Source organism: Streptomyces sp. NPDC029956 (assembly GCF_055574655.1).
In genome coordinates this window covers 21,071-45,501 of record NZ_JBVHZJ010000051.1, presented here as the reverse complement: position 1 = coordinate 45,501, position 24,431 = coordinate 21,071, and the positions used below count along the sequence as shown (strand labels likewise).

Annotated in this window: 18 protein-coding genes and 1 pseudogene; 6 read left to right on the top strand and 13 right to left on the bottom strand. The window is 73.9% G+C overall.

Translation table 11 applies throughout. The features are described from left to right. Positions 1-1,242, top strand: a complete 1,242-nt coding sequence (locus ACZ4XX_RS31060; protein WP_468511187.1) for a trans-sulfuration enzyme family protein — start codon at positions 1-3, stop codon at positions 1,240-1,242. Here the strand turns inward: ACZ4XX_RS31060 and ACZ4XX_RS31055 are convergent. From ACZ4XX_RS31055 to ACZ4XX_RS31030, 6 genes are all read right to left on the bottom strand, one after another. Next, positions 1,139-2,572 (bottom strand): GNAT family N-acetyltransferase, encoded by a 1,434-nt coding sequence (locus tag ACZ4XX_RS31055; RefSeq protein WP_468511206.1) that lies wholly within the window; start codon positions 2,570-2,572, stop codon positions 1,139-1,141. The two genes, ACZ4XX_RS31060 and ACZ4XX_RS31055, sit on opposite strands and share 104 nt — an antisense overlap. A 97-nt stretch (positions 2,573-2,669) precedes the next feature. Further along, positions 2,670-5,495: a DUF7824 domain-containing protein gene (locus tag ACZ4XX_RS31050; RefSeq protein WP_468511186.1), complete on the bottom strand. Its 2,826-nt coding sequence runs from the start codon at positions 5,493-5,495 to the stop codon at positions 2,670-2,672. A gap of 14 nt (positions 5,496-5,509) precedes the next feature. Then, positions 5,510-6,919 (bottom strand): SWIM zinc finger family protein, encoded by a 1,410-nt coding sequence (locus tag ACZ4XX_RS31045; RefSeq protein ID WP_468511185.1) that lies wholly within the window; start codon positions 6,917-6,919, stop codon positions 5,510-5,512. 148 nt (positions 6,920-7,067) lie between these two features. Next, complete coding sequence (locus tag ACZ4XX_RS31040; protein ID WP_468511184.1) at positions 7,068-8,669, bottom strand: alkaline phosphatase D family protein; 1,602 nt, start codon at positions 8,667-8,669, stop codon at positions 7,068-7,070. 304 nt (positions 8,670-8,973) lie between these two features. Continuing rightward, positions 8,974-10,545: a MocR-like pyridoxine biosynthesis transcription factor PdxR gene (pdxR, locus tag ACZ4XX_RS31035; protein ID WP_468511183.1), complete on the bottom strand. Its 1,572-nt coding sequence runs from the start codon at positions 10,543-10,545 to the stop codon at positions 8,974-8,976. 104 nt (positions 10,546-10,649) lie between these two features. After that, complete coding sequence (locus ACZ4XX_RS31030; protein WP_468511182.1) at positions 10,650-11,681, bottom strand: saccharopine dehydrogenase family protein; 1,032 nt, start codon at positions 11,679-11,681, stop codon at positions 10,650-10,652. 171 nt (positions 11,682-11,852) lie between these two features. On the opposite strand from ACZ4XX_RS31030, the gene ACZ4XX_RS31025 reads away from it, so the two are divergent. Continuing rightward, entirely contained in the window at positions 11,853-12,812 is a 960-nt protein-coding gene (locus ACZ4XX_RS31025) for a helix-turn-helix domain-containing protein (protein WP_468511205.1), read from the top strand. 228 nt (positions 12,813-13,040) lie between these two features. Then, positions 13,041-13,454 (top strand): annotated as a pseudogene (locus ACZ4XX_RS31020) (EamA family transporter); the annotation flags it as partial. Between the two features lie 546 nt (positions 13,455-14,000). Here ACZ4XX_RS31020 and ACZ4XX_RS31015 read toward each other — a convergent pair. Continuing rightward, positions 14,001-14,834: an alpha/beta fold hydrolase gene (locus ACZ4XX_RS31015; RefSeq protein WP_468511181.1), complete on the bottom strand. Its 834-nt coding sequence runs from the start codon at positions 14,832-14,834 to the stop codon at positions 14,001-14,003. Between the two features lie 133 nt (positions 14,835-14,967). Here ACZ4XX_RS31015 and ACZ4XX_RS31010 point away from each other — a divergent pair, with 133 nt between their 5' ends. Both ACZ4XX_RS31010 and ACZ4XX_RS31005 read left to right on the top strand, forming a co-directional pair. After that, on the top strand, positions 14,968-15,852 hold the full coding sequence (locus ACZ4XX_RS31010) for an RNA polymerase sigma-70 factor (protein ID WP_468511204.1): 885 nt from the start codon (positions 14,968-14,970) through the stop codon (positions 15,850-15,852). Between the two features lie 291 nt (positions 15,853-16,143). Beyond that, the gene (locus tag ACZ4XX_RS31005) at positions 16,144-16,884 is read left to right on the top strand and encodes a GntR family transcriptional regulator (RefSeq protein WP_468511180.1); all 741 of its coding nucleotides are present in this window, start codon (positions 16,144-16,146) and stop codon (positions 16,882-16,884) included. 130 nt (positions 16,885-17,014) lie between these two features. Here ACZ4XX_RS31005 and ACZ4XX_RS31000 read toward each other — a convergent pair whose 3' ends face one another. Then, a complete protein-coding gene (locus tag ACZ4XX_RS31000) occupies positions 17,015-18,172 on the bottom strand; it encodes an ROK family transcriptional regulator (protein ID WP_266902765.1) in 1,158 nt (385 codons plus the stop codon). 163 nt (positions 18,173-18,335) lie between these two features. On the opposite strand from ACZ4XX_RS31000, the gene ACZ4XX_RS30995 reads away from it, so the two are divergent. Further along, a complete protein-coding gene (locus ACZ4XX_RS30995) occupies positions 18,336-18,746 on the top strand; it encodes a hypothetical protein (protein ID WP_468511179.1) in 411 nt (136 codons plus the stop codon). Between the two features lie 86 nt (positions 18,747-18,832). On the opposite strand, the gene mug is transcribed toward ACZ4XX_RS30995, so the two are convergent. From mug to ACZ4XX_RS30970, 5 genes are all read right to left on the bottom strand, one after another. Further along, entirely contained in the window at positions 18,833-19,330 is a 498-nt protein-coding gene (gene mug / locus ACZ4XX_RS30990) for a G/U mismatch-specific DNA glycosylase (protein WP_209493677.1), read from the bottom strand. Between the two features lie 62 nt (positions 19,331-19,392). Further along, the gene (gene purB / locus ACZ4XX_RS30985) at positions 19,393-20,835 is read right to left on the bottom strand and encodes an adenylosuccinate lyase (RefSeq protein ID WP_468511178.1); all 1,443 of its coding nucleotides are present in this window, start codon (positions 20,833-20,835) and stop codon (positions 19,393-19,395) included. A gap of 109 nt (positions 20,836-20,944) precedes the next feature. Then, positions 20,945-21,727, bottom strand: coding sequence for an SGNH/GDSL hydrolase family protein (locus tag ACZ4XX_RS30980; protein WP_468511177.1), 783 nt, complete (start codon positions 21,725-21,727; stop codon positions 20,945-20,947). A 163-nt stretch (positions 21,728-21,890) separates the two neighbouring features. Further along, the gene (locus tag ACZ4XX_RS30975) at positions 21,891-22,910 is read right to left on the bottom strand and encodes a hemolysin family protein (RefSeq protein ID WP_468511176.1); all 1,020 of its coding nucleotides are present in this window, start codon (positions 22,908-22,910) and stop codon (positions 21,891-21,893) included. Then, entirely contained in the window at positions 22,907-24,250 is a 1,344-nt protein-coding gene (locus ACZ4XX_RS30970; protein ID WP_468511175.1) for a hemolysin family protein, read from the bottom strand. Before ACZ4XX_RS30970 ends, ACZ4XX_RS30975 begins: the two co-directional genes overlap by 4 nt. Between the last annotated feature and the right edge of the window lie 181 nt (positions 24,251-24,431).

Below are 24,431 nucleotides of genomic sequence, written 5' to 3'. Positions count from 1 at the left end.
ATGGACGCCATGGACTACGGCCCCTCGGACACCCCGAGAGCCCTCGCCACCGAAGCCGTGCACGCCGGCCGCGAAGACCTCGCCTCGCTCGGTCTGCACGCCCCGCCGATCGACCTGTCCACCACCTACCCCTCGCACGACGCCCGGGCCGAGGCCGCCCGGATCGACGAGTTCGCCACCACCGGAGCCCGGCTCGACGGGCCGCCGGTCTACGCCCGGCTCGACAACCCCACGGTCGCCCGTTTCGAGGAGGCCCTCGCCCGCCTGGAGGGCGCCGAGGCCGCCGTCGCGTTCGCCAGCGGCATGGCGGCCCTCACCGCCGTCCTCCTCGCCCGGGCGAGCCAGGGGCTGCGCCACGTCGTCGCGGTCCGTCCGCTGTACGGCTGCAGCGACCACCTGCTCGACGCCGGTCTGCTCGGCACCGAGGTGACCTGGACCGACCCGGCGGGCGTGGCGGAGGCGATACGGCCCGACACCGGCCTGGTCATGGTGGAGTCGCCCGCCAACCCGACCCTCGCCGAGGCGGACATCCGCGCCCTCGCCCACTCCTGCGGCTCCGTGCCGCTCCTGGTCGACAACACCTTCGCCACGCCCGTGCTCCAGCGCCCGGTCGAACAGGGTGCCCGCATCGTGCTGCACAGCGCGACCAAGTACCTCGGCGGCCACGGCGATGTCATGGGCGGCGTCGTCGCCTGCGACGAGGAGTTCGCCCGTACCCTCCGCCAGGTCCGCTTCGCCACCGGCGGAGTCCTGCACCCGCTCGCCGGCTACCTGCTGCTGCGCGGTCTCTCCACCCTGCCGGTACGGGTGCGGGCCGCGTCCGGCACGGCGGCGGAGCTCGTACGACGCCTCGCCACCGACCCCCGGATCGCCCGGGTCCACTACCCGCGGATCGGCGGTGCCATGATCGCCTTCGAGGTGTACGGCGACCCGCACGACGTCATCGCCGGCGTCCGGCTCATCACCCCCGCCGTCAGCCTCGGCAGCGTCGACACCCTCATCCAGCACCCGGCCTCCATCAGCCACCGCATCGTGGCCGAGGGCGACCGGCGTTCGGCCGGCGTCAGCGACCGGCTGCTGCGGATGTCGGTCGGTCTCGAGGACGTCGAGGACCTCTGGCGGGACCTGACCTGGGCGCTCAGCGCTCCGCCCGCCGCACCCCTTCGTGCGGCCGCTCCTGCTCCGTCTCCCGGTGCTGCGGTCGGACGGCCGGTCGCGGTGCCGAGGCCAGCCGGGCTGTGATCACCAGGGTGCCCTCCTCGATCTGGTAGTCGAGGGGGAGGCGGAGCGCCCGCATCGCGGCCACCATTCCGGTGTTGGACGACTGCGTCACCGCGTACACGCTCCCGCATCCGGTCTCCTCGGCCATCGCCACCAGCCTGCCGAGGAGCTCGGAGCCGATGCCGCGCCGCTGCCAGTCGTCCTCCACCATCAGCGCCACCTCGGTCTCGTCGCCGTCCCAGAGCAGATGCCCGAGGGCGACGAGCCGGCCGGAGGCCGTCTGGACGGCGAGGGTGCGTCCGAAGCGGGGGCTGAGCAGGTGGTCGAGGTAGCGGTCGGCATCGCCGACGGGGCCGTGGTAGCGCAGGCCGAGGGTGCGTGCCGAGCAGCGGTCGTGCATGGCGCGCGCGGCGGGCAGGTCGCGCTGGTCGGCGCGGCGGACGGTGATCTCGTTGCCCTCGGGGAGGGTCAGCACGTCCTGGCTGCGCGGGACGCGCGGCCCGAGCCGGGCGTCGAGCTCCACCAGGGCGCGGGCCCGGGCGAACTCGGTCGGGGTGAAGGGGAGGTAGGGCCGCTCCACGATGAGCGTGCCGCCGTTGGGGTCGCGCAGCCGCATCACGGTCTCCTCCAGGACGCCCTCGACCGGGGCGTGTTCGCCGGTGGGACGGCCGGTGAGGGAGACGGCGGGCACGGAGTGGAGGGTGCAGCGGCCCAGGAGCCGGCGCAGCGCGAGCGGCAGCTCGGCCGCGTCGAGCGCCGTACGGGTGGCCAGGCCGAGGACCCGGGTGGGGGTGTCCACCAGGTCGTGGGCGTCGGCCCGCTCGGTCCAGGTGTCGCGGCCGCCGGCCGCCGCCGTCTCACGGGCGAGGGCGTGGGCGGAGAGATCGGCGGGTGCCCGCAGCAGGAACTCGTCGACCGTGCCGTCGGCGAGCGGATGCGTCTGGAGGGTGAGGATGTCCACGCCCAGGCGGGCGAGGACCGTGCACAGGGCGGCGAGGCTGCCCGGCGTGTCCGCGACGGTGGTCCGCATCCGCCACAGCGTGGTCTCGACGGGCACCACGGGCCCCGTCTCCTGGTGTCCCACGGCGGCGGAACCGGCGGGGGCGGCCACGGCGGGAGCAGGGGGCGGGGCATGGCTCGCATGACTGTGCCGCCGCGCCCACCAGGTGTGGAAGCCGACGGTGGCGACCAGCGCGATCGCCGAGAACACCAGGAGGTAGGGGCCGTCGGGCCCCTTGACGATGCTCTTGGCGATCGTGTCGGCCACCACCACCGCGGTGAACAGGGCGGCCAGCTCGATCAGGTCGTGCCGCCAGTGGTGCGGACGGCGGGCGCTCTTCGAAGACGTCACATCGGTCATGACCTCACTGTGACCCAGTGGTGTTGCGTGATCACGAACGCTTTGTGACTGACGGGTTAAGCGCCCATCTGGCGGCTTAAGGAACGATTCAGGCCGTTTCTGCGAAGGCCTGATCGGCCCCCTGACGGAGTGCGCCCGACAGTCGCTTCGCCTGGACGACGAACTGCGAGGCGCTCCGGGCCGAGGCCACGGCGTCGAGCCCGGCCACCTCACCCCGTGCACCGCACCGCTCCACGCAGTCCGCCGCGACCGCGAGCACCTCGCCCAGACCGCGTACCGGCTTCTCCGCACCGAGCAGCTCCGGCAGCAGGGGTTCCAGGACCGCCCAGACCGTGCCGTACGCGCCCGTGGCGGCCGTCGTCCGGAGCGCGTCCGCCAGCCGGTTCGGCTTCACCGAGCCCTCCACGACCAGCCACGCCAGCTCCGTGCCGAGCCGCCGGGCGTCCAGGTCGCCCCGCGACGCCAGCACGAGCAGCGCGTCCACCGCGCGCAGCCGGTCGTCCGCGTCCTGGCAGCCCAGGCCGAACGCCAGGGCGAGATGGACGGCCCGGCCGACCGGGCCGCCCGCCTCGGCGAGCGCCGTGAGCGGTTCGGTCACGCCGCGCTGGTCCGCGTCGGCCCCTGAGGCGAGGGAGGACAGGACGCACGCCGCCACGAACTCACGGTCCACCGGCAACGCCGTGGCCCAGTGCGCCCGCGTGTCCAGCCAGTGGTAGCAGCGCCGCGGAGTCGCCTGCAGCTCGCCGCCCAGCCAGCGGAAGGCGGCCGGGAACTCCTTGCGCACCACGGGGCGCTCGTCGATCTCCACGACGATCCGGTCCGTCAGCCACCACTTCTGCGAGGACCGGTCCTTCCCCCTGGTGAGGAACCGCACCCTCGTCCCCAGAGGTTCCCCCGCCCGCAGCCATGCGGCGAGCCGTCGTCCCGCCCGCGTGCCGAGAGCCGTGGCCTCGTCGGCCGCCCGGCCGGCCGACGGGTCCCTGCGCCCGACCCGCAGCAGCGCCTGGGCGAAGTCGGCCGGGGCAGGCTCGACGTCCGCTTCCCGGTAGGCACGGAGCCGCTCCACCAGCTCCATCGGGTCGATCTCACCGGTGTGCAGGGTCGGTACGGCGACCAGGAACGGCAGCGCGTCCGTGCCGATCAGGCCGGCGGCCTCCCAGAGGCGCGCGTCCAGGATCCCCGACAGCGCCTCGTGGTGGCAGGCCTTCCGGCCGTTCCCCCTGGCTCGCCCGGCGTCGACGCGCCCCCCCGGCAGCAGCCCCAGCAGCCCCGCGAGCACCACCTCCGCCCCGTGGCTGAAGTGGCTGAAGTAGTGCTGGTGCCCCCAGTGCTCCGTCGGGAACGCCTCGCGCACCGCCGCCTCCAGTGCCGCCCGGTCCTGCCGTGCGAGCCGCACCAGACCGTCGAGCGTCCGCTCGAACGCCGCCGAGTCCTGGTACTGCCCCCTCGTCAGCAGCTCCTCCACCAGCGCCTCGACCGTCGTCGCCGGCGGAGCCACCCGCTCCCGCTCCGGGGCGGGCGGCAGGATCTCCTCGTACGGGACTCCGTACTCCACCTCCAGGTCGCTCCCGAACAGCGCCACGGCCGCCGACCGGTGCACCGGACTCAGCAGAGCCGCCTGCTCGGCGAGCTCCCGGCGTACGGAGGCGTCCACCGCCGCCGCATGACGACCCACCAGCTTCAGGGCCCGCTCCTGGATCGTGGTGTCCTCGTGCCCGAAGGCCTCCGCCACCGCCGGCAGCAGCTCCTCCACCGCGCCGGGCTCCCGCGCCAGCACCTTGCCGACCAGCGTCAACTGGGCCCGCACCAGTTTCTTCTCGGTACGGAACAGCACCCCGCCCGTCATCTCGGCCAGCGCCCCGGCCGACAGCACGCCGTCGGCGGCGAGGCCCGCGAGGACCTCCTGTGCGTACCCCGCGACCGGGGACGGCGCGTCGGCCGTCATGCCGATCCAGTCCGGGACCCGCTCCCGGCGCTCGGCCGCGCTCGGCTCGACGAGCCGCAGGACCTCCAGCGGGAACCGCAGGTCCCGGGCCCGACCGCCGCGCAGCAGCCGGGAGACGCACAGGTCCACGACCTGGGCCCGGTCGAGCACCCCCTCCGTGACGAGCGTCGCGAGCGCGGTCGGCCAGTGCGTCGGCGCCTCGGGCCCGACCGACCACGTCAGCCGGTCCGGCGTCTCGGCCATGCCGAGCGCGTGCGGTACGAGCACCCGCGTGTGGGAGTCCTCCCGGAGCCGCTCCAGAAGGCGCGAGTCGGTGATCTCCCGTGTCCACGCGAGGACGTAGCCGTCGGTCGCCGGCACCGCGCACCCGGAGCGCTCCACGAGTCCCCGGATCAGGCCGTAACTGCTCTCCGCCACGGCCGGCCGCGCCGCGAGCCGCTGTGCCACGTCCGCCGTCCACTCCGGATCCCGGTCGGCGAGCACCGAGAGGACCAGGGTGCCGTCCTCGGAGCGCCAGCTCAGCAGGTCACGCCCGCCGAGCCAGGTCGCCGCCGCGGCCGCGCCGGTCTGACAGCCGGCGCCCGCCACGTACAGCGCGCGCCGCACCGCGGTCGCCTCGTTCCACCGCTTCCAGTCCCAGGCTCGCACCTCGGACCGCAGGGACTTCAACTGTCCGAGTGCCGTCTTCCGGGCGGCGGCGTCCAGCGGCTCCAGGAGCGCCGGCACCTTGTGGGCGCGCGCCGCGCGCACCGCCGCCAGCAGCTGCTCGACCGGGGTACCCCCCTCCGTACCGCCCGTTCCTCCCTCGTCGCCGCCCGTGCTCCCGGCGTCGCTTCCCGCGTCGTTCCCCGCCCCGCGCACCACGGCGCTCCTCACCTTGGTCATCATGCTGTCCATCACCCTGTTCACCAGGCTGTTCCCCACCTCGGACCCTCCACCGCCGGCCGTCGCCCCGGCGTTCTCCGTCATCGCGCCGCTCCCCGTCATCGCGCCGCTCCGGCGACCGTCGCGCCGTCACCCACGGCACCCGTGCGCTCGGGTGTCGCGCCCCGCCGGACCATCCGGACCGCGAGCGCGTGCTTGCACGGGCCCCGCCGGCCCCGGTAGTCGGCCCACCACTGGCAGGTGCAGCTCAGCACCCCGTCCGACTCCCTCACCCGGTAGCGCCGTTCGCCCGAGGCCACCGTCGCCAGATCTCCTTCCACGGTCACCGCGCCCTCCGCGACCAGCCGGCGGGCGCTCACCAGGCGCGGGTTGTGCCGCTCGGCGCGGTCCGCGTCGTACGGCAGCTCCCGGTGGAAGTACGCCGCGTCCGCGACGTCGTACCCCACCCGCCCGGCCGTGCCGAGCCGGGTCAGCGCCGCCCGCACCCGGTCGCTCGTGAGCCCGGCCTGCGCCGCCAGATCGGCCGGGTCGATCCGCGGCTCCCAGGCGAGGAGGACCGCGATCAGCTCGGCGTCCTGCGCGGCCTCCTCCGTCGCGAGGGCCTCCAGGACCCCGCCCTCACCGGAGAATCCCCGCGCGGGGTCGGGCGACAGCGTCAACGTGAGCCGCATGCCCGGCAGGATCACCTCCCAGGCACTCGCCGTGGCCAGGGTGCCGTCCGGCACCGGCCCGTACACCCGGAGCCCCGTCGCGTGCCGCAGCACCCGCTCCAGGGCGACGAGCCGGTCGGGCCCCGGCAGGCACACCGCGCCCGCGCCCGGCCGGGTCGTCGGCCGCAGGGTCCGGCCGGACTGCGTGATCCACATCGGCCCGCGGCCACGGGCCTGGTTGCGCGGCAGGGACCGGAGGAAACGCACCGCCTCCGCCCCGCTCAGCTCGGCCCGCAGATCGAACCGGGCCGAGGCCACCTGCGCCTCGGCGAAGCCCCGCAGCCAGCGGTCCGGCAGCGGGACCTTCTTCTCCACGACCGCTCCGGCGAGCGTGGTCACCGCCATCTCCTCCGGACCCACCCGGAGATGCAGCGGATCGTCCCCCGTCATCCGCGACAGCGCCTCGCGCAGCGGGTTGTTGACGTCGACGTTGGTCGTTCCGTGCCCCGTCTCCGTACCGCCGAGCCCCTCGTCGAGCACGTCCAGGCGCGCGTACACCCCTCCGCAGCCGGAGAAGGACTCGAACCGCAGCCGGTCCCCGTTCCCCGTCACCACCGGGTCCAGCGACCCCGGCCGTATCCGCTGGTGGTAGCGGGCCGCGGCCACGTCGGCGACCGCGAGCAGACCGCGTGCGGCGACCTGCGGCGAGGCCAGGAAGCCGGCGAAGAAACGAGGATGGGCCTCGGCCCCCCGGGGTGTGAGACCCCCCGCCGTCTCCAGACCGAGCAGCCGGCCGGAGCCCGTGGACTCCAGCGCGGAAGGGCGGACATAGGCGAGTGCCTGTACGGATCGCGTCATGGGAACGACGTTAGGACCCGGCACTGACAATCACCGGAGAGCCGGGCTCCGTCCGGCCGTCACGACCGGCGGGACCCGGCCCCGCGCCACCCCCGACCCGGCCCCGCGCCACCTCCGGACCTGGCCGCGTGCCGCTTTCGACCAGGCGTCACTGCCCGACGCGACCCGGCCGCAGCACCTTGCTGAACAGAACCGTCCCGCCCTCCGCCCGCAGACGGACCGTCAGTTCCCTGCTGTGACCGTCGATGTCGACCTCCCCGAAGTACTGCGGACTCTCCATCGGCGACAGGTTCGCCCGCTCGGGCGCCCGCACGAACACCCGCTCCGGACCGAACGTCGCGTCCAGCGCGCTCGCCGGGAAGCCGCCCGCGGCCAGCGGGCCCGACACGAACTCCCAGAACGGCGCGAAGTCCTGGAAGGCCGCCCGCTCCGGCGCGTAGTGCTGCGCCGAGGTGTGGTGCACGTCCGCCGTCAGCCACAGCGTCCCGGTGATCCGCCGGTGCTTGACGAACCGCAGCAGCTCCGCGATCTGCAGCTCGCGGCCGAGCGGCGCGCCCGGGTCGCCCTGCGCGATCGCCTCGATGTTCGTGCCGTCCGGGACGACCAGACCGAGCGGCATGTCCGCCGCGAGCACCTTCCACACCGCGGTGGAGCCGGCGAGCTCCCGCTTGAGCCAGGCGAGCTGCTCGGCGCCGAGGATGCCGGTGGTGTCGTCGGCCTGCCGCCCGGGGGAGTTGGCGTTCCGGAACGAGCGCATGTCGAGCACGAACACGTCGAGCAGCGGCCCGTACCGCACCACACGGTGCATCCGGCGCTCGCGACCGTCTCCGCGGGCGTGGAGGGTGGACACCGGCGTGTACTCGCCGAACGCCCGCAGGGCACGCGAGGCGAGGACGTCCACGTCCTTCTCCGTGTAGCGCGCGTCGTCCAGGATCTGGCCCGGATACCAGTTGTTGCGCACCTCGTGGTCGTCCCACTGCACCACCGTGGGCACCTGCGCGTTGAACGCCCGGACGTTGTGGTCGAGCAGGGTGTAGCGGAAGTTGCCCCGGTACTCGTCGAGGGTCTCCGCGACCTTCGACTTCTCCGGCGTCGTGACGTTCCGCCAGATCCGCCCGTCGGGCAGCGTCACACTCGGCCGGAGCGGCCCGTCCGCGTAGATCGAGTCACCGCTGCACAGGAAGAAGTCCGGGTCGAGGCGGCGCATCTCCTCGTACGCGCGGAAGCCGCCGATGTCCGGGTTGATGCCCCAGCCCTGCCCGGCGATGTCGCCCGACCAGAGGAAGCGGACCCCCTCCCGACGCCGGTCGGGGGCGGTACGGAAGGTGCCGACGATCCGCTCGCCCGTCCGGCGCGGATCGTCCGGGTCGGCGAGCGTCACCCGGTAGTGGATCTGCTCACCGGCGGGCAGCCCGCGCAGCGCGGTCGTGCCGGTGAAGTCCGTGCCCGCGCCGAGCAGCGGCCCGTGGTGGCGGCGTACCCGCCGGAACGACTCGCTCGCCGAGGTCTCCACGAGCATGCGGGCCGGCCGGTCCGAGCGCACCCACACCAGCCCCGAGGAGGTCGTGACGTCGCCCGTCTGCACACCCCACTCGGCGCGGGGCCGGCCCGACAGCGCGAACGCCGGAGCCACGAGACCGGCACCGCCGAGGGTGAGCGCAGCCGACGCGGCGAGCGAACCGCGCAGCACGCTGCGCCTGGCGGGGGAGGGTGCGGGGGAGGGGGAACTGCCGGGTACGGACTGGGACATGGAGGGGCCTCCGAGGGGGTCCGGGCGGGAGCGGAGCGTCGCCCCATGCCTAACGGCCGGGAGCGGCGCCCACACGAACCCCGCGTGAACACTCGCGTGAGGGCCACCGCAGGCCTCCGGCGCCGGGCGCGTGAACGGATCACGTCGCGAAGGGCTCACTCCGCACACGGGTCACGTCGCGAAGGGCTCACTCCGCACACGGGTCACGTCGCGAAGGGCCCACCTCGCACACGGGTCACCTCGCGAAGGGCCCACCTCGCGAAAGCCCAACCTCGCCAAGGGCCCACCTCGCGATCGGATCACCTCACCCCCGGCCGACCGCCTCCGCCACCCTGCGTATCCCGTCCCTCACGACGGACGGCGCCAGGTGCGCGTACCCGATCACGAGCCGTACCTCCCCGTCCCCGGGGCGCGCCGTGCCGTACTCCTCCAGGGGACGCAGCGCCACCCCCGCCTCCGCCGACCGTGCCAGGAACCGCTCCGGCGGCCCGTAACGGCCCGGTACGCGCGCGATGACATGCAGTCCGGCGGCGATGCCGCTCACCCCGGTGCCCGGCAGGTGCTCCGTGAGCGCCGACAGGAGGGCGTCCCGCCGCTCCCGGTAGGCGCGTTGACAGCGACGCAGCTGACGGTCGTACGCGCCCCGCGTCACGAACTCGGCGAGCACCGCCTGGTCGAGCACGGGGTTGCCGAGGTCCATCGTGCGCTTGCGTTCGACGACCTCGGCGAGCAGCGCCTCGGGGACCAGCATCCAGCCGAGCCGCAGGCCTGGCGCGAGCGACTTGCTGACCGAGCCGGCGTAGACGACCCGCTCCGGGTCGAGTCCCTGGAGCGCGCCGACCGGAGCCCGGTCGTACCGGAAGTCCCCGTCGTAGTCGTCCTCCAGGACGTGACCGTCCACCGCCCGCGCCCAGTCGAGCAGCGCCGCACGGCGCTCCGCCGACCAGCTGATCCCGGACGGGAACTGGTGCGAGGGCGTCACCACCACCGCCCGTACCCCGGAGGCGGTGAGCGGTTCCGGCCGCAGTCCCTCCTCGTCGAGCGGCAGCCACACCGTGTCCAGACCGGTCGAGGCGAAGAGCCGCCCGTGTTCCGGGCTGCCCGGATCCTCGATGCCCACCGCGTCGAGCCCCCGCGCCCGCAGCACGAAGCCGAGCAGGGTCGAGGCCTGCGCCACTCCCGAACACACCACGAGCCGTTCCGGATCGGCCACCACACCCCGGCGCCGGGTCAGCATCCCGGCCAGCGCCTCCCGCAGTTCGGGCAGCCCGCGCGGGTCCGGATACCCGAGGGCGGGGTGGGGGAGTCGCGCGAGGACGGCCCGCTGGGCCGCCGACCAGGCAGCTCTCGGAAAGAGCGACAGATCGGGGGTCCCGGGGCGGAAGTCCACGCGGACGGCCGGCACGCCCGCACCACGCACGCGCGTGCCCGCGTCCGGACCTCTGGCGGCGAGGGTTCCCCGCGCGTGCGTGCTCGGATCCGGATCGTGGGCCGCCCCCCGCGCGCGTGCGGGCGGGTCCGAACCGTGGCCGGCCCCCCGCGCGTGCGTACCAGGGTCCGGATCATGAGCCGCCCCTCGCGCGTGCGTGCCGCCGAGCCGGCTCCTCGCCGCGTCGCCCACCCAGGTGCCCGCCCCCCGGCCGCTGCGCAGATAGCCCTCGGCGGTGAGCTGCTCGTACGCCTCCGTGACCAGTCCCCGCGAGACGCCCAGGTCGGCCGCGAGAGCGCGGGTCGACGGCAGCCGGGTCCCGGCCGCCAGCCGGCCCGAGCGCACCGCCTCGCGCAGCGCCTCCTGGAGGGCCCGACCGCGTCGCCGCGCCGGGGCGGCGACGGCCGGCAGGAGCAGTTCCCAGGCCGCCTGTCCGTGGCTCCTCATGTCAGCGTGGCCCTTCCCCCCGTCCGGCGCGCCGGAGTCCCGGCCGGGGCCCATGATGCCGCGCCCCGGGCGCACCGGGGCGAGCGGATCAGGCCGCGGGCCCGTCACGGGTGCAGGGTGAAGGAGATGTGCGGGGCGAGGGCGCGGAGGAAATCCGGAGCGTCGAACATCTCGCCGGCGGAGGCGACACCGGTCGTCCTGGTCCGGCCGGTGAGGATCCGCCGGACGGCCTCCACGGCGAGCGGTGCGGTGACGGCGTAGATGTCCTGGCCGACCGCCACGGCCCGGCGTTCCGCGGCGCCCGAGCGGACGACGACGTCCACGAGGAAGGTCTGGTCGGACCGGCCGTGCTCGTCGACCGCGGCCGGTGCCGACGCGTCGGGCGCCGAAAGGTCCTGGGCCGCGTCCACGGCCATGTAGGTGCGCACCTCGGGCACCTTCAGATGGCTCGGGACGGTGACGACGTCGGCCATCGTGAACTCCCCGATGACCGGTCGGGGGCCCATCGGCGCCGGGAAGGGCCACTCCTGGACCGTGAACTCGTCGTCGTGGTACTCCAGTCGGCCCCGGGTGAAGCGGACGTGGCGGCCGTTGCGGCGCTCCCGGGAGACCTTGCCGGCGGCGAGGGTGCCGGCGGTGGGGTGCCAGCTGCTCAGCCCGTACGCGATGTGCGCCTCGTCGGCCGCCGCCCAGTCGCCCATGGCGGCGGTGGCGAGCAGATCGCCGAGGCCGCCGTAGAAGGCCATCGCGGGGACGATCGCCGTTCCCGCCGCGCGGGCCCGGTCCGCGAACCGCTCGAACGTGTCGACGTTGGCCTCGATCTCGGCCGCCACGTCCACGTACGGGATCCCGGCCCGCAGGGCTGCGTCGATCACGGGAGCGCCGGTCACGGCGAAGGGCCCGGCGCAGTTGATCACGGCCGCCGCACCCTCCAGCGCGCGGTCGAGCGACGCCGGGTCGTCGACCGACGCGGGCCGCACGTCGAGCCCCGGGCGGGACTCCGCGAGAGCCCGCAGCCTGTCGGCGTCACGGCCGACGGCCACCGGGACGAACCCGCGGGCGAGCAGCTCCGCCACCACGAACCGCCCGGTGTGTCCGTAGGCGCCGAACACCGCGACCGTGAGCCCCGTTTCCATGACTTCTCCCTGTTCTCGTACGACTCGAACCGTTCTCCTGGGGACCAATCCTGGCCCCGGCGGGCGTCGCACACGAGTGTCCGGAACGACATCGTGCGTACAATTACGGACGTGAAGACGGAATCGAACGCGGACGCGAGCGCGAAGCCGGACCAGGACCCGGGCCTGGACGTGAGCACTGTCGCCCTGGCCGTCACCGAAGGCATGCGTCAGTTCGAACTGTCCGTGGCGTACGAGGTCTTCGGCCCGCCCCCGTCCGGAGTGACCGGCCCCTGGTACGACGTCGCCCTCTGCGGACCGGCCACCGTCCGGATCGGCAGGTTCCGGCTGGAGCCCGACGGCGGATTCGACCGGCTGGCGCGCGCCGGCACGGTGATCGTGCCCGCCCTCGCCGAGACCGACGAGGCCCCGCCCGCCGAACTGGTCGACGCGGTGCGTGCGGCCCACGAAGCGGGCGCGCGCGTGGCCTCCCTCTGTACGGGCGCGTTCGTGCTGGCCGCCGCGGGCCTGCTCGACGGCAGGCGCGCGACCACCCACTGGGCGCACACCGAGGAACTCGCCGCCCGCCATCCCCGGGTGGAGGTCGACCCGGACGTGCTCTACGTGGACGACGGCCGCGTCCTCACCTCCGCGGGCAAGGCCGCCGCGATGGACCTCTGCCTGCACCTGGTCCGCCTCGACCACGGCTCGGCCGTCGCCAACACGGTCGCCCGCAGCCTGGTCGTACCCCCGCACCGCGCGGGCGGCCAGGCCCAGTTCGTCACCACCCCCGTGCCCGCACGCGACGACCACCCGCTCGGGGACCTGCTCCCCTGGGCGATGGAGCGGCTCGACCAGCCGCTGACCGTGGACGACCTGGCCCGCCGGGCGCGGATGAGCTCGCGCAACCTGGGCCGCCACTTCCGGTCGGTGACCGGGACGACCCCGCTGCAGTGGCTGCTGATCCAGCGGATCCGCCACGCCCAGGAGCTGCTGGAGTCCACCGACGAGAGCGTCGAGGGCATCGCCGCCGCCACCGGCATGGGTACCGCCACGACCCTGCGCCGGCACTTCCACCGCACCGTCGGCGTGCCCCCGGACACCTACCGCCGCACCTTCCGCGCCCGCACCCGCCCCGATCGTCCCCTGTGAGGCCCGCCGCCTGGTGACCGCCTACCTGGAGACGTACGCGCCGTGGCGGTCACCGGCGCCCCGTACGCCCCGACCGCCCCGTACGCCCGAAGCCGTCACCGGCGCCCCGACCGCCCCGTACGCCCGAAGCCGTCACCGGCGCCCCGACCGCCGCGTACACGCGAAGCCGTTCCGGCCCGGCCCGACCCGACCCGTCACCGGCGCGGCACCGGACCGAAGTGGTCCCCGATGGCGGGACCGAAGTGGACCTTCAACGGGGCCGCGCGCCTTCCTAGCGTCGGAGGCATGAACGCGAACGCCCTCCGCGGGGTCCTCCTCGTGACCCTCGCCTACGCCCTCGTCGGTGCCTCCTTCACCGCGAACAGCCTCCTCGGCGACTACCCCTACGCGGGCGGCCAGGCCCTGCGCTACGGCGCCGCCTGTCTGCTCCTGCTGCCCCTGCTCGGCCGCGGCGGGCTCGCCCCGCTGCGGATCCTGACCGCCCGTCACTGGCTGCGGCTCGCCGCCCTCGCGGGGGTCGGCATGGTCGGCTTCAACCTGGCGGTCCTCGCCGCCGAGCGGACCGCCGAGCCGGCCGTGCCCGGCGTCCTCGTCGGCTGCGCCCCGGTCGTCGTCGCCGTCCTCGTCCCGCTGGCCGAGGGCCGCAGGCCCGCCCCCGCCGTGCTGTACGGGGCGCTGCTCGTCGCCGCCGGAGCCTTCACCGTGCAGGGCTGGGGGCGTACGGACCTGGCCGGAATCGGCTGGTCGGTGGCCGCGCTCGCGGGCGAGGTCGGCTTCACGGTGCTGGCCGTCCCCGTCCTCCGGCTGCTCGGGCCGAAGCTCCTCACGGCGGTCGTGTGCGGGGTCGGCGCGGCCGAGGCGGCGCTCGTGGGCCTGATCGTGGACGGGGCCGGTCTCGTCCGGATGCCGACGGCGGTGGAGGCGGGCGCCCTGGTCTGGCAGGCGGCGCTCGCCACCGTGGTCGGGTTCGTCCTGTTCTACATGGGCGTCCAGCGGATCGGAGTGGAGCGGGCCACCCTCTTCACCGGCGCGATCCCGGTCGCCGCCGCCCTGAGCGCCGCCCTGGTCGCGGGCGCCGTGTTCGGTGTCCCGCAGGCGGTCGGCAGCCTGCTGGTGGGGGCCGGCGCCGCCGCGGGCACCGGCCTTTTCGCGCGAAGGACCCGCGGCCTGCCGACCCCGCCTGCGGCCTCAGACGCCGCTGCCGTCCAGGATCACGCGCGCGACGAGAGCCGGGTCGTCGTTCATGGGCACATGACCGCAGCCGGGCAGCCGGACGAGCCGCGCGCCGGGGATGGTGTGCTTGGCGCGGACGCCCTGCCGGGGAAGGAGCAGCCGGTCGCGGGCACCCCAGGCCACCGTGACGGGCACGTCGGCGACGTCGTCGCGGAAGCGCACGCTCCCGCCGGCGGCCAGGGTCTGGCGGAACCCGGTGGCCCCGCGCAGCGCGAGCGTTTCGGCGTAGGCGGCCGCGGGTGAACGGCGCCCCGGGCGCGCGTAGATGGTGCTGGTGAGCACGGTGCGCCCGGCGGACGTCCGGGAGAGGCGGTCGATCACCGGCACGGGCAGCGACCTCGCCGCGCCCCGCATCGCCCGCAGCGTCACGAAGGCGTACCGCCGCTCGCCCTCCGACCAGAAGCCGGCGGGGGAGAGGGCGGTGACCGAGCGCACCAGCTTCTCCCGCCCCAGCTCCAGGGCGAGCAGTCCGCCGAGCGAGTTCCCCGCCACGTGGGGGCGCTCGACGCCGACGGCCTCGCAGAAGGCGCCGAGCACGCTCCCGACGGTGGACAGGTCGTACGGGCATCCCTCGGGCAGCTGGTCGGAGTCGCCGAAACCGGGCAGGTCGACGGCGATCACGTCCCGCTCCGCTGCCAGGATGTCCAGCACCGGCTCCCAGGCCTGCCAGTGGTGCCCGATGCCGTGCAGGAGCAGCAGCGGTTCGCCCGCGCCCCGGCGTTCGTACGTGAGGGACGCCGTGCGTGGGCCCGCCGGGGTCTCGATCGTGAACGCGATCCGTTCGGGCATGCGGACTCCCTGTCCTGAGGCTTTCAGACGTCCCGTCAGTGAGAATTACCGATCAGTAGCCTGGAGTTCAAGCCCCCGTCCGAAACTGGACAGCGCGACAGCCGTGGGCTGGGATGGACGGGTGCCCACCGACATCCCGACCGACACCCTGACCGAGCACTTCGAGGAGCACCGCCCGATGCTCCTCGGCGTCGCCTACCGGATGCTCGGCCGCGCCGCCGACGCCGAGGACGTGGTCCAGGAGGCATGGCTGCGCTGGACCGCCGAGGACCGGGCCGAGGTCCGCGAGCCCCGGGCCTTCCTCGTACGGATCACGACCCGGCTCGCCATCGACCGGCTCCGGCAGGCCCAGGCGCGCCGCGAGTCCTACGTCGGACCGTGGCTGCCCGAGCCCGTCGTCACCGACTTCGGACCGACCGCGCCCGACACCGCCGAGCGCGCCCTGCTCGCCGACTCCGTCTCCCTCGCCGTCCTCGTCGTCCTCGAATCCCTCTCCCCGCTGGAACGGGCCGTCTTCGTGCTGCGCGAGGCCTTCGGTTTCCCGTACGGCGAGATCGCCACCGCCCTGGACCGCTCCGAGGCGGCCGTACGCCAGCTCGCGGGGCGTGCCCGGCGGCACGTCGACGAGGGCAGGCCCCGCTACGACGTCGACCCGACCGAGCGCCGGGAACTCACCGAGCGCTTCCTCACCGCCGCGGCGGGCGGCGACCTCGGCGGGCTCCTCGCCCTGCTCGCTCCCGACGTACGGCTCGTCGGCGACAGCGGCGGCAAGTCCAAGGCCCCGCTGCGGATCATCGAGAGCGCCGACAAGGTCGGCCGCTTCCTCCACGCCACCGCCCGGGACGCGGGCGAGATCTTCGAGTTCCGCTTCCTCGAACTCAACGGCGCCCCCGCCCTGCTCGCCCTCGTCGACGGCAAGCCGGACGCGTTCTTCCAGATCGAGGTGTTCGACGGGCGCGTCCAGTGCGTCTACATCATCCGCAACCCCGACAAGCTCCAGGCGCTCGCCGGCCTCTGACGCGCCCGGGGCGCACCCCGCGCGACGAAACGGCCCGATCGCGCCGATCGGCCGGAACATCACCCCGTCTCCCACCTGGGAGACGGGGTGTTTTGCTGCGCGGGGCACACGCGGGCGCGAACGTCCTGTGAACGATCTAGGTCAGAGGGTCACATTCGGGGGCGTTCGACGGAGGATTGGTCTTGACCAAGGGGTGGGCTCGCCTTATGGTCGCAGAGTTAGTGCAGGAACCTTTAATAAACAAGGGCGCGGAAAAACGCCGCGGGACACGGCGAATTGCGGAGGATCAGGGTGGGGACCACGCAGCTGGCATCGGTACCGGAGCCGAAGTACCAGCACCTCAAGACAGTCATCGGCGAAGCACTCGACTCGGACTTCGCGGTCGGGGAGATCCTCCCCAACGAGCGCGATCTCGCGGCACGCTTCGGCGTCGCCCGTGCCACGCTCCGCCAGGCCTTGGAGCAGCTGGAACTCGAAGGCCGGCTGCAGCGCCGTCGCGGCGTCGGCACCACCGTCGCCCCGCCGCGCGTCGGCGTCGACGTCTCCACCACCCAGCACGCCTGGCCGGGCGTCGGTGACGAGGCCTGGCAGTCCCTCGACTCCGCCGCCGACGTGGCCCCGGCCGCCGTCGCGCGCGTCCTGGAGAGCGGCGCCGAGGAGCGGGTGCACGTCGTCCGCCGCATCCGCCTCAGCCAGGGCCAGCCCGTCGCCGCCGAGCTGCTCTACGTGCCCGTCGGCTCCGTCCCGGGCCTCAGCGCCATCGACGCGCCCGCCGGACCCGCCCGTGCCCGCGCCGTGCTCCGCGAACTCCAGCACCTCGCCCTCGACGGCCAGGACCGCTCCGTGGAGCTCGGCTCCGCCCGCGCCGACGACGCCAAGGAGCTCGACCGGCTGCCGGGCGCGCCCGTGCTCGTCGTGACGACCCGCTACCTCTCCGGAGGGCGTACCGCCGCCGTCTCCGTGGCCACCTACCGTGCCGACACCTGCCGCCTCACCTTCGGCGACTCGGTCGACCTGGTCATGGCCTCGTAGCGCCCCTCCCACGAACACCGAACACCGGCCGACGGCCCGTCGCGAGGATCTTCCTGGCGGCGGGCCGTCACCGTGCCCGTCGCAGAGGCAGGGCGGCGGGCCGTCACCGTGCCCGTCGCAGAGGGTCGTGCTAGCGGCGGGCCGTCACCGTGCCGTCGACGGCGAACAACTGCTCCTCGACGTGGTCGAGGGCGAGCCGCAGCGCACCCGTCCCCACCGCGGCCTCGCCGAGCAGCGACAGCACCACCCGCGGCGGCCGCAGACAGAACCGGGCCAGCTCCTCGCGGAGCGGCTGGAGTACGCCGTCCAGGCCGGCCGCCCAGCCGCCGACCACCACCAGCTCGGGGTCGATCGCCAGGACCAGCGCCGCCACGTCGTGCACGAGCCGCTGGATGAACCGCTCCACCGCGGCCTCCGCGCGCGCGTCGCCCTTGCGGGCCAGCGCGAAGACCTCGGCGACCGCCTGCTCGTCGAGCGGGTGCAGCGGCTCGTCCGTCGTCGACAGCAGATGCTCGGGGGTGACGCCCCGGCCGAGCAGGTGCAGGGCGCCGATCTCCCCGGCCGCCCCGCCGAAACCGCGGTGCAGCCGGCCGCCGATCAGCGAACCGGCGCCCGGGCTCAGCCCGGCGAGGACGAAGACGATGTCGTCGGAGTCGGTCGCGGCACCCTTCCAGTGCTCGGCGACGGCCGCCGCGTTCGCGTCGTTCTCCACGATGACCGGGCACTTGAAGGAGCGCCGCAGCCGCTCGCCGAGCGCGAGACCCGTCCAGCCCGGCAGGGCCGTACCGAGGCGGACGGTGCCGTCGGCCTCCACGATCCCCGGCGTGCCGACGCCGACGGCCCGCAGATTGGACCGGGCGACCCCGGCCCTGCGCAGCACGTCGGCCACGACCGTACGGACCCGGTCCAGGCGCTCGTCCTCGGGGGCCGTCTCCGACACCTCGCGCGAACCGGCGCCGATGATCCGCCCGTCCAGGCCGGAGAGCAGCGCGGCCACCCGGTGCGGGCCGATCTCTATGCCGAGCAGATGACCTGCCTCGGCGCGGAAGCGGAACCTCCGCGCGGGACGTCCCTGCCGCCTGGCCTCGCCCTCCTCGGGCGCCGCCTCGACGACGAGGCCGCCCTCCATGAGTCCTTCGACGACCCCTTCGACCGTGGGCCGCGAAAGGCCCGTGATCCGGGTCAGGTCCGTGAGCGTCGGCGCGTCGGCGCCGCGCAGCGCATGGAGTACCACCGCGGAGTTGATCCGCCGCAGCAGAGACGGATCCCCGCCGGTCAGCCGCCCCACAGTGTGTCCTCCCAGCTCGTGCACCTCTTCGGCGGATGGTACTCAATGGGCCCGGTCGCGGCGAGTGCCGCCCCCATGACGCTTTGGATTCGCCGCCGGCCCACCGTCCCGCGCGGTTTCTGACACGGCGCCAACTGTCAGTGGCGGGCGCTTTACTGGAGCCATGACCACGGCAGACCACCTGGCGGCGATCGACTTACTCAGGGCCCGGGGATTCGACGGCGGCCCGGACCACCACCTGGCGGAGCTCGCGACCAGCGAGGACTTCTGGGAGGACGACGGCACGCGCCGCCCGATCGTCGAGGACCAGTACGAAGCGGAACGGGACGGGCTCGCCGCCCTGCTCACCGCGCGCTGGGGCGAGCCGCGGGAGCTGGACCTCTGGCCCGTCCTGGAGCGGAGCATGGAGGGCGAGCCGATACCCGAGCCCTGGTGCACCCTCAGCTGCCACACCCCGCACCTGCTCCTGTGGCGGGCCGGCGGACTGTGGATCGGACTCGGCGTCTCCCAGTGGGACAAGGAACTGCCGTCCCAGCTGCTCGCCGTCCTCACCCCGGTCGACCCACCTGCGTGACCGCCGACCCACCGGCGCGACCGCCCACACGCCGGCCCGGCATCCGGCCGGAGCGCCGGCGGTCTCCCACGCGGCACGCGGCCGGCTCACCCGCGGGCGACCTCGGCGGCCTCCCGGAGGCGGGCGTACTCCGCGGCCATCGTCGCCGCCGTCCAGTGCGCGTTGAGCCCGCTCGGGTTCGGCAGCGCCCAGACCCGGGTGGATCCGATCACGCGCTCCTGCGGCCCGATGGCCGCCTTCGGCTCGCCGAAGGCCGTGCGGTACGCGGTGACACCGACGACCGCGAGCCAGCGCGGCGCGAGCAGCTCCACCTTCGCGGCCAGGATCCGGCCGCCCTCGACGTACTCCTCCCGGCTCAGTTCGTCGGCCCGGGCGGTCGGCCGCGCCGCCACGTTCGTGATCCCGAGGCCGTACGCCAGGAGCTCCTCCTGCTCGTCCGGCCGCAGCTGCCTGGGGGTGAACCCGGACAGGTGGAGCACCGGCCAGAAGCGGTTGCCGGGGCGGGCGAAGTGATGGCCCGTCGCCGCCGTCATGAGACCCGGGTTGATCCCGCAGAACAACACCGAGAGGCCGCCCGCCACCACGTCGGGAACGACGCGGTCACGGGCGGCCTCCAGCTGCTCCTTGGTGAACCGGGGGCTCCCGGTCAGAGGATCGCGCCGGGGGCGTAGGCGGCGGCCTCCGGGTGCTGCTTGAGGATCTCCTCGATACGGGAGACCACGGACGCGACCTGGTCGGCGGCGGCGCCGGTGAAGGACAGCTTGTCCGCCATCAGCTCGTCGAGCTGCGCCCGGTCCAGCGGGATGCGCGTGTCTGCGGCGAGCTTGTCGAGGAGCTCGTTCTGCACGGTGCCCTGCTCGCGCATGGCGAGGGCGGAGGCGACGGCGTTCTCCTTGATGGCCTCGTGGGCGACCTCGCGGCCGACGCCGGCGCGGACGGCGCCCATGAGGACCTTGGTGGTCGCCAGGAAGGGCAGGTAGCGGTCGAGCTCGCGGGCGACGACGGCCGGGAAGGCGCCGAACTCGTCGAGCACGGTGAGGAAGGTCTCCAGGAGACCGTCCAGCGCGAAGAAGGCATCGGGCAGCGCGACCCGGCGGACCACGGAGCAGGACACGTCGCCCTCGTTCCACTGGTCGCCGGCCAGCTCGCCGGTCATCGAGGCGTAACCGCGCAGGATGACCATCAGGCCGTTGACGCGCTCGCAGGAGCGGGTGTTCATCTTGTGCGGCATCGCCGAGGAGCCGACCTGGCCCGGCTTGAAGCCTTCGGTGACCAGCTCGTGGCCCGCCATCAGGCGGATCGTCTTGGCGATCGACGACGGGGCGGCGGCCAGCTGCACGAGCGAGGTGACCACGTCGTAGTCGAGCGAGCGCGGGTAGACCTGGCCGACCGAGGTGAAGGCGTGGGCGAAGCCGAGGTGACCGGCGATCCGCTGCTCCAGGTCGGCCAGCTTGCCGGCGTCGCCGCCGAGCAGGTCCAGCATGTCCTGGGCGGTGCCGACCGGGCCCTTGATGCCGCGCAGCGGGTAGCGGCCGAGCAGCTCCTCGAGGCGGGCGTACGCCACGAGCAGCTCGTCCGCGGCCGTCGCGAACCGCTTGCCGAGGGTGGTCGCCTGGGCGGCGACGTTGTGCGAGCGGCCGGCCATGACCAGCTCCGCGTACTCGCCGGAGAGCTTGCCGAGGCGGCCGAGGACGGCGACCGTACGGTCCCGCATCAGCTCCAGGGAGAGCCGGATCTGCAGCTGCTCGACGTTCTCCGTGAGGTCGCGCGAGGTCATGCCCTTGTGGACGTGCTCGTGGCCGGCGAGGGCGTTGAACTCCTCGATCCGGGCCTTCACGTCGTGCCGGGTGACCTTCTCGCGCTCGGCGATGGAGCCGAGGTCGACCTGGTCGAGCACGCGCTCGTAGTCGGCGAGGGCGGCGTCCGGAACCTCGATCCCGAGGTCCTTCTGCGCACGCAGCACGGCGAGCCAGAGCTGACGCTCCAGCTTCACCTTCTGCTCGGGGGACCAGAGGACGGCGAGCTCCGCGGAGGCGTAGCGGCCGGCCAGAACGTTGGGGATGCGGGGCTTCGCAGTCACAGCAGTCACGTGGACAGAGTTTACTGGCGATTTCTGCAGGCCAGCGCCACGGTCCGATCTGGAGGTTGCTACGAGACGCAGCTCACGGCCGCCGCCTCCGGACGGCGGTCCACCGGGGCTACGGCTCCGTCGACGGCTCGTACGGCAGCAGCTCGGGCCGCTTGGGCGCACGGCCGTCGCCCGACGAGCGGCCGGTGAGACGCCGCCCGATCCACGGTCCCAGGTGCTCCCTGGCGAAGCGGGCGTCCGCCGCCCGGCGGCTCGTCCAGCCCGGCAGCGGGGTCGGGGGCGGCGGCGTCCGCCAGTCCTCCTCGGGTGCCAGCCCGAGCGTCTGCCACACGGCCTCTGCGACCCGCCGGTGCCCGTCGGTGGTGAGGTGGAGCCGGTCCACGTCCCACAACCGGGGGTCGGCGAGCGAGGGTGCGCTGTACAGGTCGACGACCAGTGCCCCGTGGCGGGCGGCGAGGTCGTCGACGTGTGCGAACAGCTCCTCCATCCGGGGGCGGAACCGCTCCAGGACCGGCCCGTTCCGGCCGGGGCTGCGCATGAGGACCAGCTGCCCGCAGGACGGGGTGAGACGCTCGACGGCCTCGGTGAGCAGTCCGCGCACCCGCCCCATGTCGACCTTGGGCCGCAGGGTGTCGTTGAGCCCGCCGACGAGCGTCACGACGTCCGCCTTCATCGCGGCGGCCGTCTCGACCTGCTCCTCGACGATCTGCCCGATGAGCTTGCCGCGCACGGCGAGGTTGGCGTACCGGAAGTCGGGTGCGCGGGCGGCCAGCCGGTCCGCGAGGACGTCGGCCCAGCCGCGGTAGGAACCGTCGGGCTTCCGGTCCGACATACCTTCGGTGAAGCTGTCGCCGAGGGCGACGAAACTGTTGTACGTGGCATTGATCTCCATGGCGGAGAGATCATACCGCGCGGTATGCGCGGCTCTCCGCCGGAGCCCGGGAGGGGGACCGGGCGGCCCTCGGCCACGGGGGCGCCGCCCCCGCGCCGTGAGCGCGGGAGGGCCCCGGGAACACGCGTTCCCGGGGCCCTCCCCTCTCTGCCCGTACCCGGTGCTACGGCGCCGCCGGGCGGCCCACCAGCTCCCGCAGCACGTCCTCCATCGCCACGAGGCCGGCCGGCTTGTCGTCCTCGTCGAGCACCGCCGCCAGATGCGTCCGGCTGCGGCGCATCGCCGTCAGTACGTCGTCCAGCGGCGTGGCCGCCCGGACCCGGGCGATCGGCCGCAGCGCGGACACCGGGAACGGCTCGTCGCGCGGGGAGGCGTCCAGGGCGTCCTTGACGTGCAGATAGCCCAGGATCCTGCGCTCCTCGTCGACCACGGGGAAGCGCGAGTAGCCCGTCCGTGCCGACAGCGCCTCCAGCTCCCCGGGAGTGGTGCCGACCTGCGCGTACACGACCTTCTCCGCCGGCATCACGACGTCCCGTACGGGACGTCGGCCAAGCTCCAGGGCATCGTGCAGCCGCTCGGCGGCCCGGTCGTCGAGCAGTCCCGCGTCACCGGCGTCGGTGACCATACGGGCCAGCTCGTCGTCCGAGAACGTCGCCGCGACCTCGTCCTTGACCTCCACCCGCAACAGCTTGAGCAGCGTGTTGGCGAAGGCGTTGATCGTGAAGATCACCGGTCGCAGCGCCCGCGCGAACGTCACCAGCGGCGGGCCGAGCAGCAGCGCCGTACGCGTCGGCTCCGCCAGCGCGATGTTCTTCGGCACCATCTCGCCCAGCAGCATGTGCAGATACGTGGCCACGCTCAGCGCGATCACGAACGAGATCGGGTGGACCAGGCCGTGCGGCACGCCCACCGCGTCGAAGACCGGTTCGAGCAGATGCGCGATGGCCGGCTCGGCGACGATGCCGAGCACCAGGGTGCAGAGCGTGATGCCGAGCTGCGCCGCGGCGAGCAGCGCGGAGACGTGTTCCAGGCCCCAGATGACGCTGCGCGCCCGCCGGTTCCCGTCCTCGGCCAGCGGTTCGATCTGGCTGCGGCGCACCGAGATCAGGGCGAACTCGGCGCCGACGAAGAAGGCGTTGACGACCAGGGTCAGCAGACCGACCAACAGCTGGATCACGATCATCGGCCGGCCTCCCCGGTCTCGTCCTGGTGCTCCTGCGACGTCGGCGCGTGCAGCAGCACACGCGCGGCGCGCCGGCCCGCGGCGTCCACGACGTCGAGCCGCCAGCCGTCCAGCTCCGCGCTGTCGCCGACGGCCGGGATACGGCCCAGCTCATGCGCGACGAAGCCCGCGAGCGTCTCGTACGGGCCGTCCGGCACCCGGAGGCCGATCACCTCCACCTGGTCGGTACGGGCGGCGCCGTCGGCGGACCAGAGCTCGCGCCCGTCCGCGTCCTCGCCCGCCCGCGCCAGGTCCGGCGTCTCGTGCGGGTCGTGCTCGTCGCGCACCTCGCCGACGACCTCCTCGACGATGTCCTCCAGGGTGGCGACCCCGGCGGTACCGCCGTACTCGTCGATGACGACGGCCATCGTCTGCTTCCCGGACAGCCGGTCGAGGAGCCGGTCCACGGTCAGCGTCTCGGGGACGAGCAGCGGCTCGCGCAGCAACTCGCCGATCCGGCGGTGGCGCCGCTCCTCGGCCGGTATGGCCAGCACGTCCTTGATGTGCGCGATGCCGACGACCGCGTCGAGGCTGCCCCGGTAGACGGGGAAGCGGGAGAGACCGGTCGCCCGGGTCGCGTTGGCGACATCCTCGGCGGTGGCCTGCACGTCGAGCGCGGTGACCTGCACTCGGGGCGTCATCACGTTCTCCGCGGTGAGCTCCGCCAGGTTGAGGGTACGGACGAACAGCTCGGCCGTGTCCGCCTCCAGGGCGCCCTCCTTCGCGGAGTGGCGGGCGAGCGCCACCAGCTCCTGCGGGGAGCGCGCCGATGCCAGTTCCTCGGTCGGCTCCATGCCGAGACGGCGCAGGATCCGGTTCGCGGTGTTGTTGAGGTGGCTGATCAGCGGCTTGAACGCGGCGGTGAACACCCGCTGCGGGGTGGCGACCACCTTCGCGACCGCGAGGGGCGAGGAGATCGCCCAGTTCTTGGGGACCAGCTCGCCGACCACCATCAGGACGACGGTCGACAGGGCGGTGCCCAGCACCAGCGCGACCGACGAGGCGACCGAGGCGGAGAGGCCGAGGTCCTCGAGGGGCCCCCGGATCAGCTTGGAGATCGACGGCTCGGACAGCATGCCGACGACCAGGTTGGTGACGGTGATGCCCAGCTGGGCGCCGGAGAGCTGGAAGGTCAGCGACCTGACGGCCTTGAGCGCTCCCGACGCACCGCGCTCGCCGCGCTCCGCGGCGTCCTCGAGCTCGCGTCGCTCGACCGTCGTCAGCGAGAACTCGGCCGCGACGAACGCGCCGCACGCGACGGAGAGGAGGAGCGCCAGGAGGAGCAGAAGCACTTCGGTCATCGGTTCACCTCCGTCCCATGATCAGTCAGGGGGAGGAGGAACGCTCGATGTCGGCTGTCGGGGCCGGTGCTTTCGGGAGCAGTACGGAGAACGGTACTACTGGGAGGCTCGCCCATGGGCGGACGCTCACACCTTTCGGTCGTAGGGTCGTCTGGCTGAGAGACCATGGTAAAGGATCGGC

What these genes read in the sequence shown, in the direction of transcription:
- ACZ4XX_RS31060 (WP_468511187.1), top strand. Translation starts at nt 1, where the DNA reads ATGGACGCCATGGACTACGGCCCCTCGGACACCCCGAGAGCCCTCGCC.
- ACZ4XX_RS31050 (WP_468511186.1), bottom strand. Translation starts at nt 5,495, where the DNA reads ATGACGGAGAACGCCGGGGCGACGGCCGGCGGTGGAGGGTCCGAGGTG.
- ACZ4XX_RS31045 (WP_468511185.1), bottom strand. Translation starts at nt 6,919, where the DNA reads ATGACGCGATCCGTACAGGCACTCGCCTATGTCCGCCCTTCCGCGCTG.
- ACZ4XX_RS31040 (WP_468511184.1), bottom strand. Translation starts at nt 8,669, where the DNA reads ATGTCCCAGTCCGTACCCGGCAGTTCCCCCTCCCCCGCACCCTCCCCC.
- pdxR (WP_468511183.1), bottom strand. Translation starts at nt 10,545, where the DNA reads ATGAGGAGCCACGGACAGGCGGCCTGGGAACTGCTCCTGCCGGCCGTC.
- ACZ4XX_RS31030 (WP_468511182.1), bottom strand. Translation starts at nt 11,681, where the DNA reads ATGGAAACGGGGCTCACGGTCGCGGTGTTCGGCGCCTACGGACACACC.
- ACZ4XX_RS31015 (WP_468511181.1), bottom strand. Translation starts at nt 14,834, where the DNA reads ATGCCCGAACGGATCGCGTTCACGATCGAGACCCCGGCGGGCCCACGC.
- ACZ4XX_RS30995 (WP_468511179.1), top strand. Translation starts at nt 18,336, where the DNA reads ATGACCACGGCAGACCACCTGGCGGCGATCGACTTACTCAGGGCCCGG.
- ACZ4XX_RS30980 (WP_468511177.1), bottom strand. Translation starts at nt 21,727, where the DNA reads ATGGAGATCAATGCCACGTACAACAGTTTCGTCGCCCTCGGCGACAGC.
- ACZ4XX_RS30975 (WP_468511176.1), bottom strand. Translation starts at nt 22,910, where the DNA reads ATGATCGTGATCCAGCTGTTGGTCGGTCTGCTGACCCTGGTCGTCAAC.
- ACZ4XX_RS30970 (WP_468511175.1), bottom strand. Translation starts at nt 24,250, where the DNA reads ATGACCGAAGTGCTTCTGCTCCTCCTGGCGCTCCTCCTCTCCGTCGCG.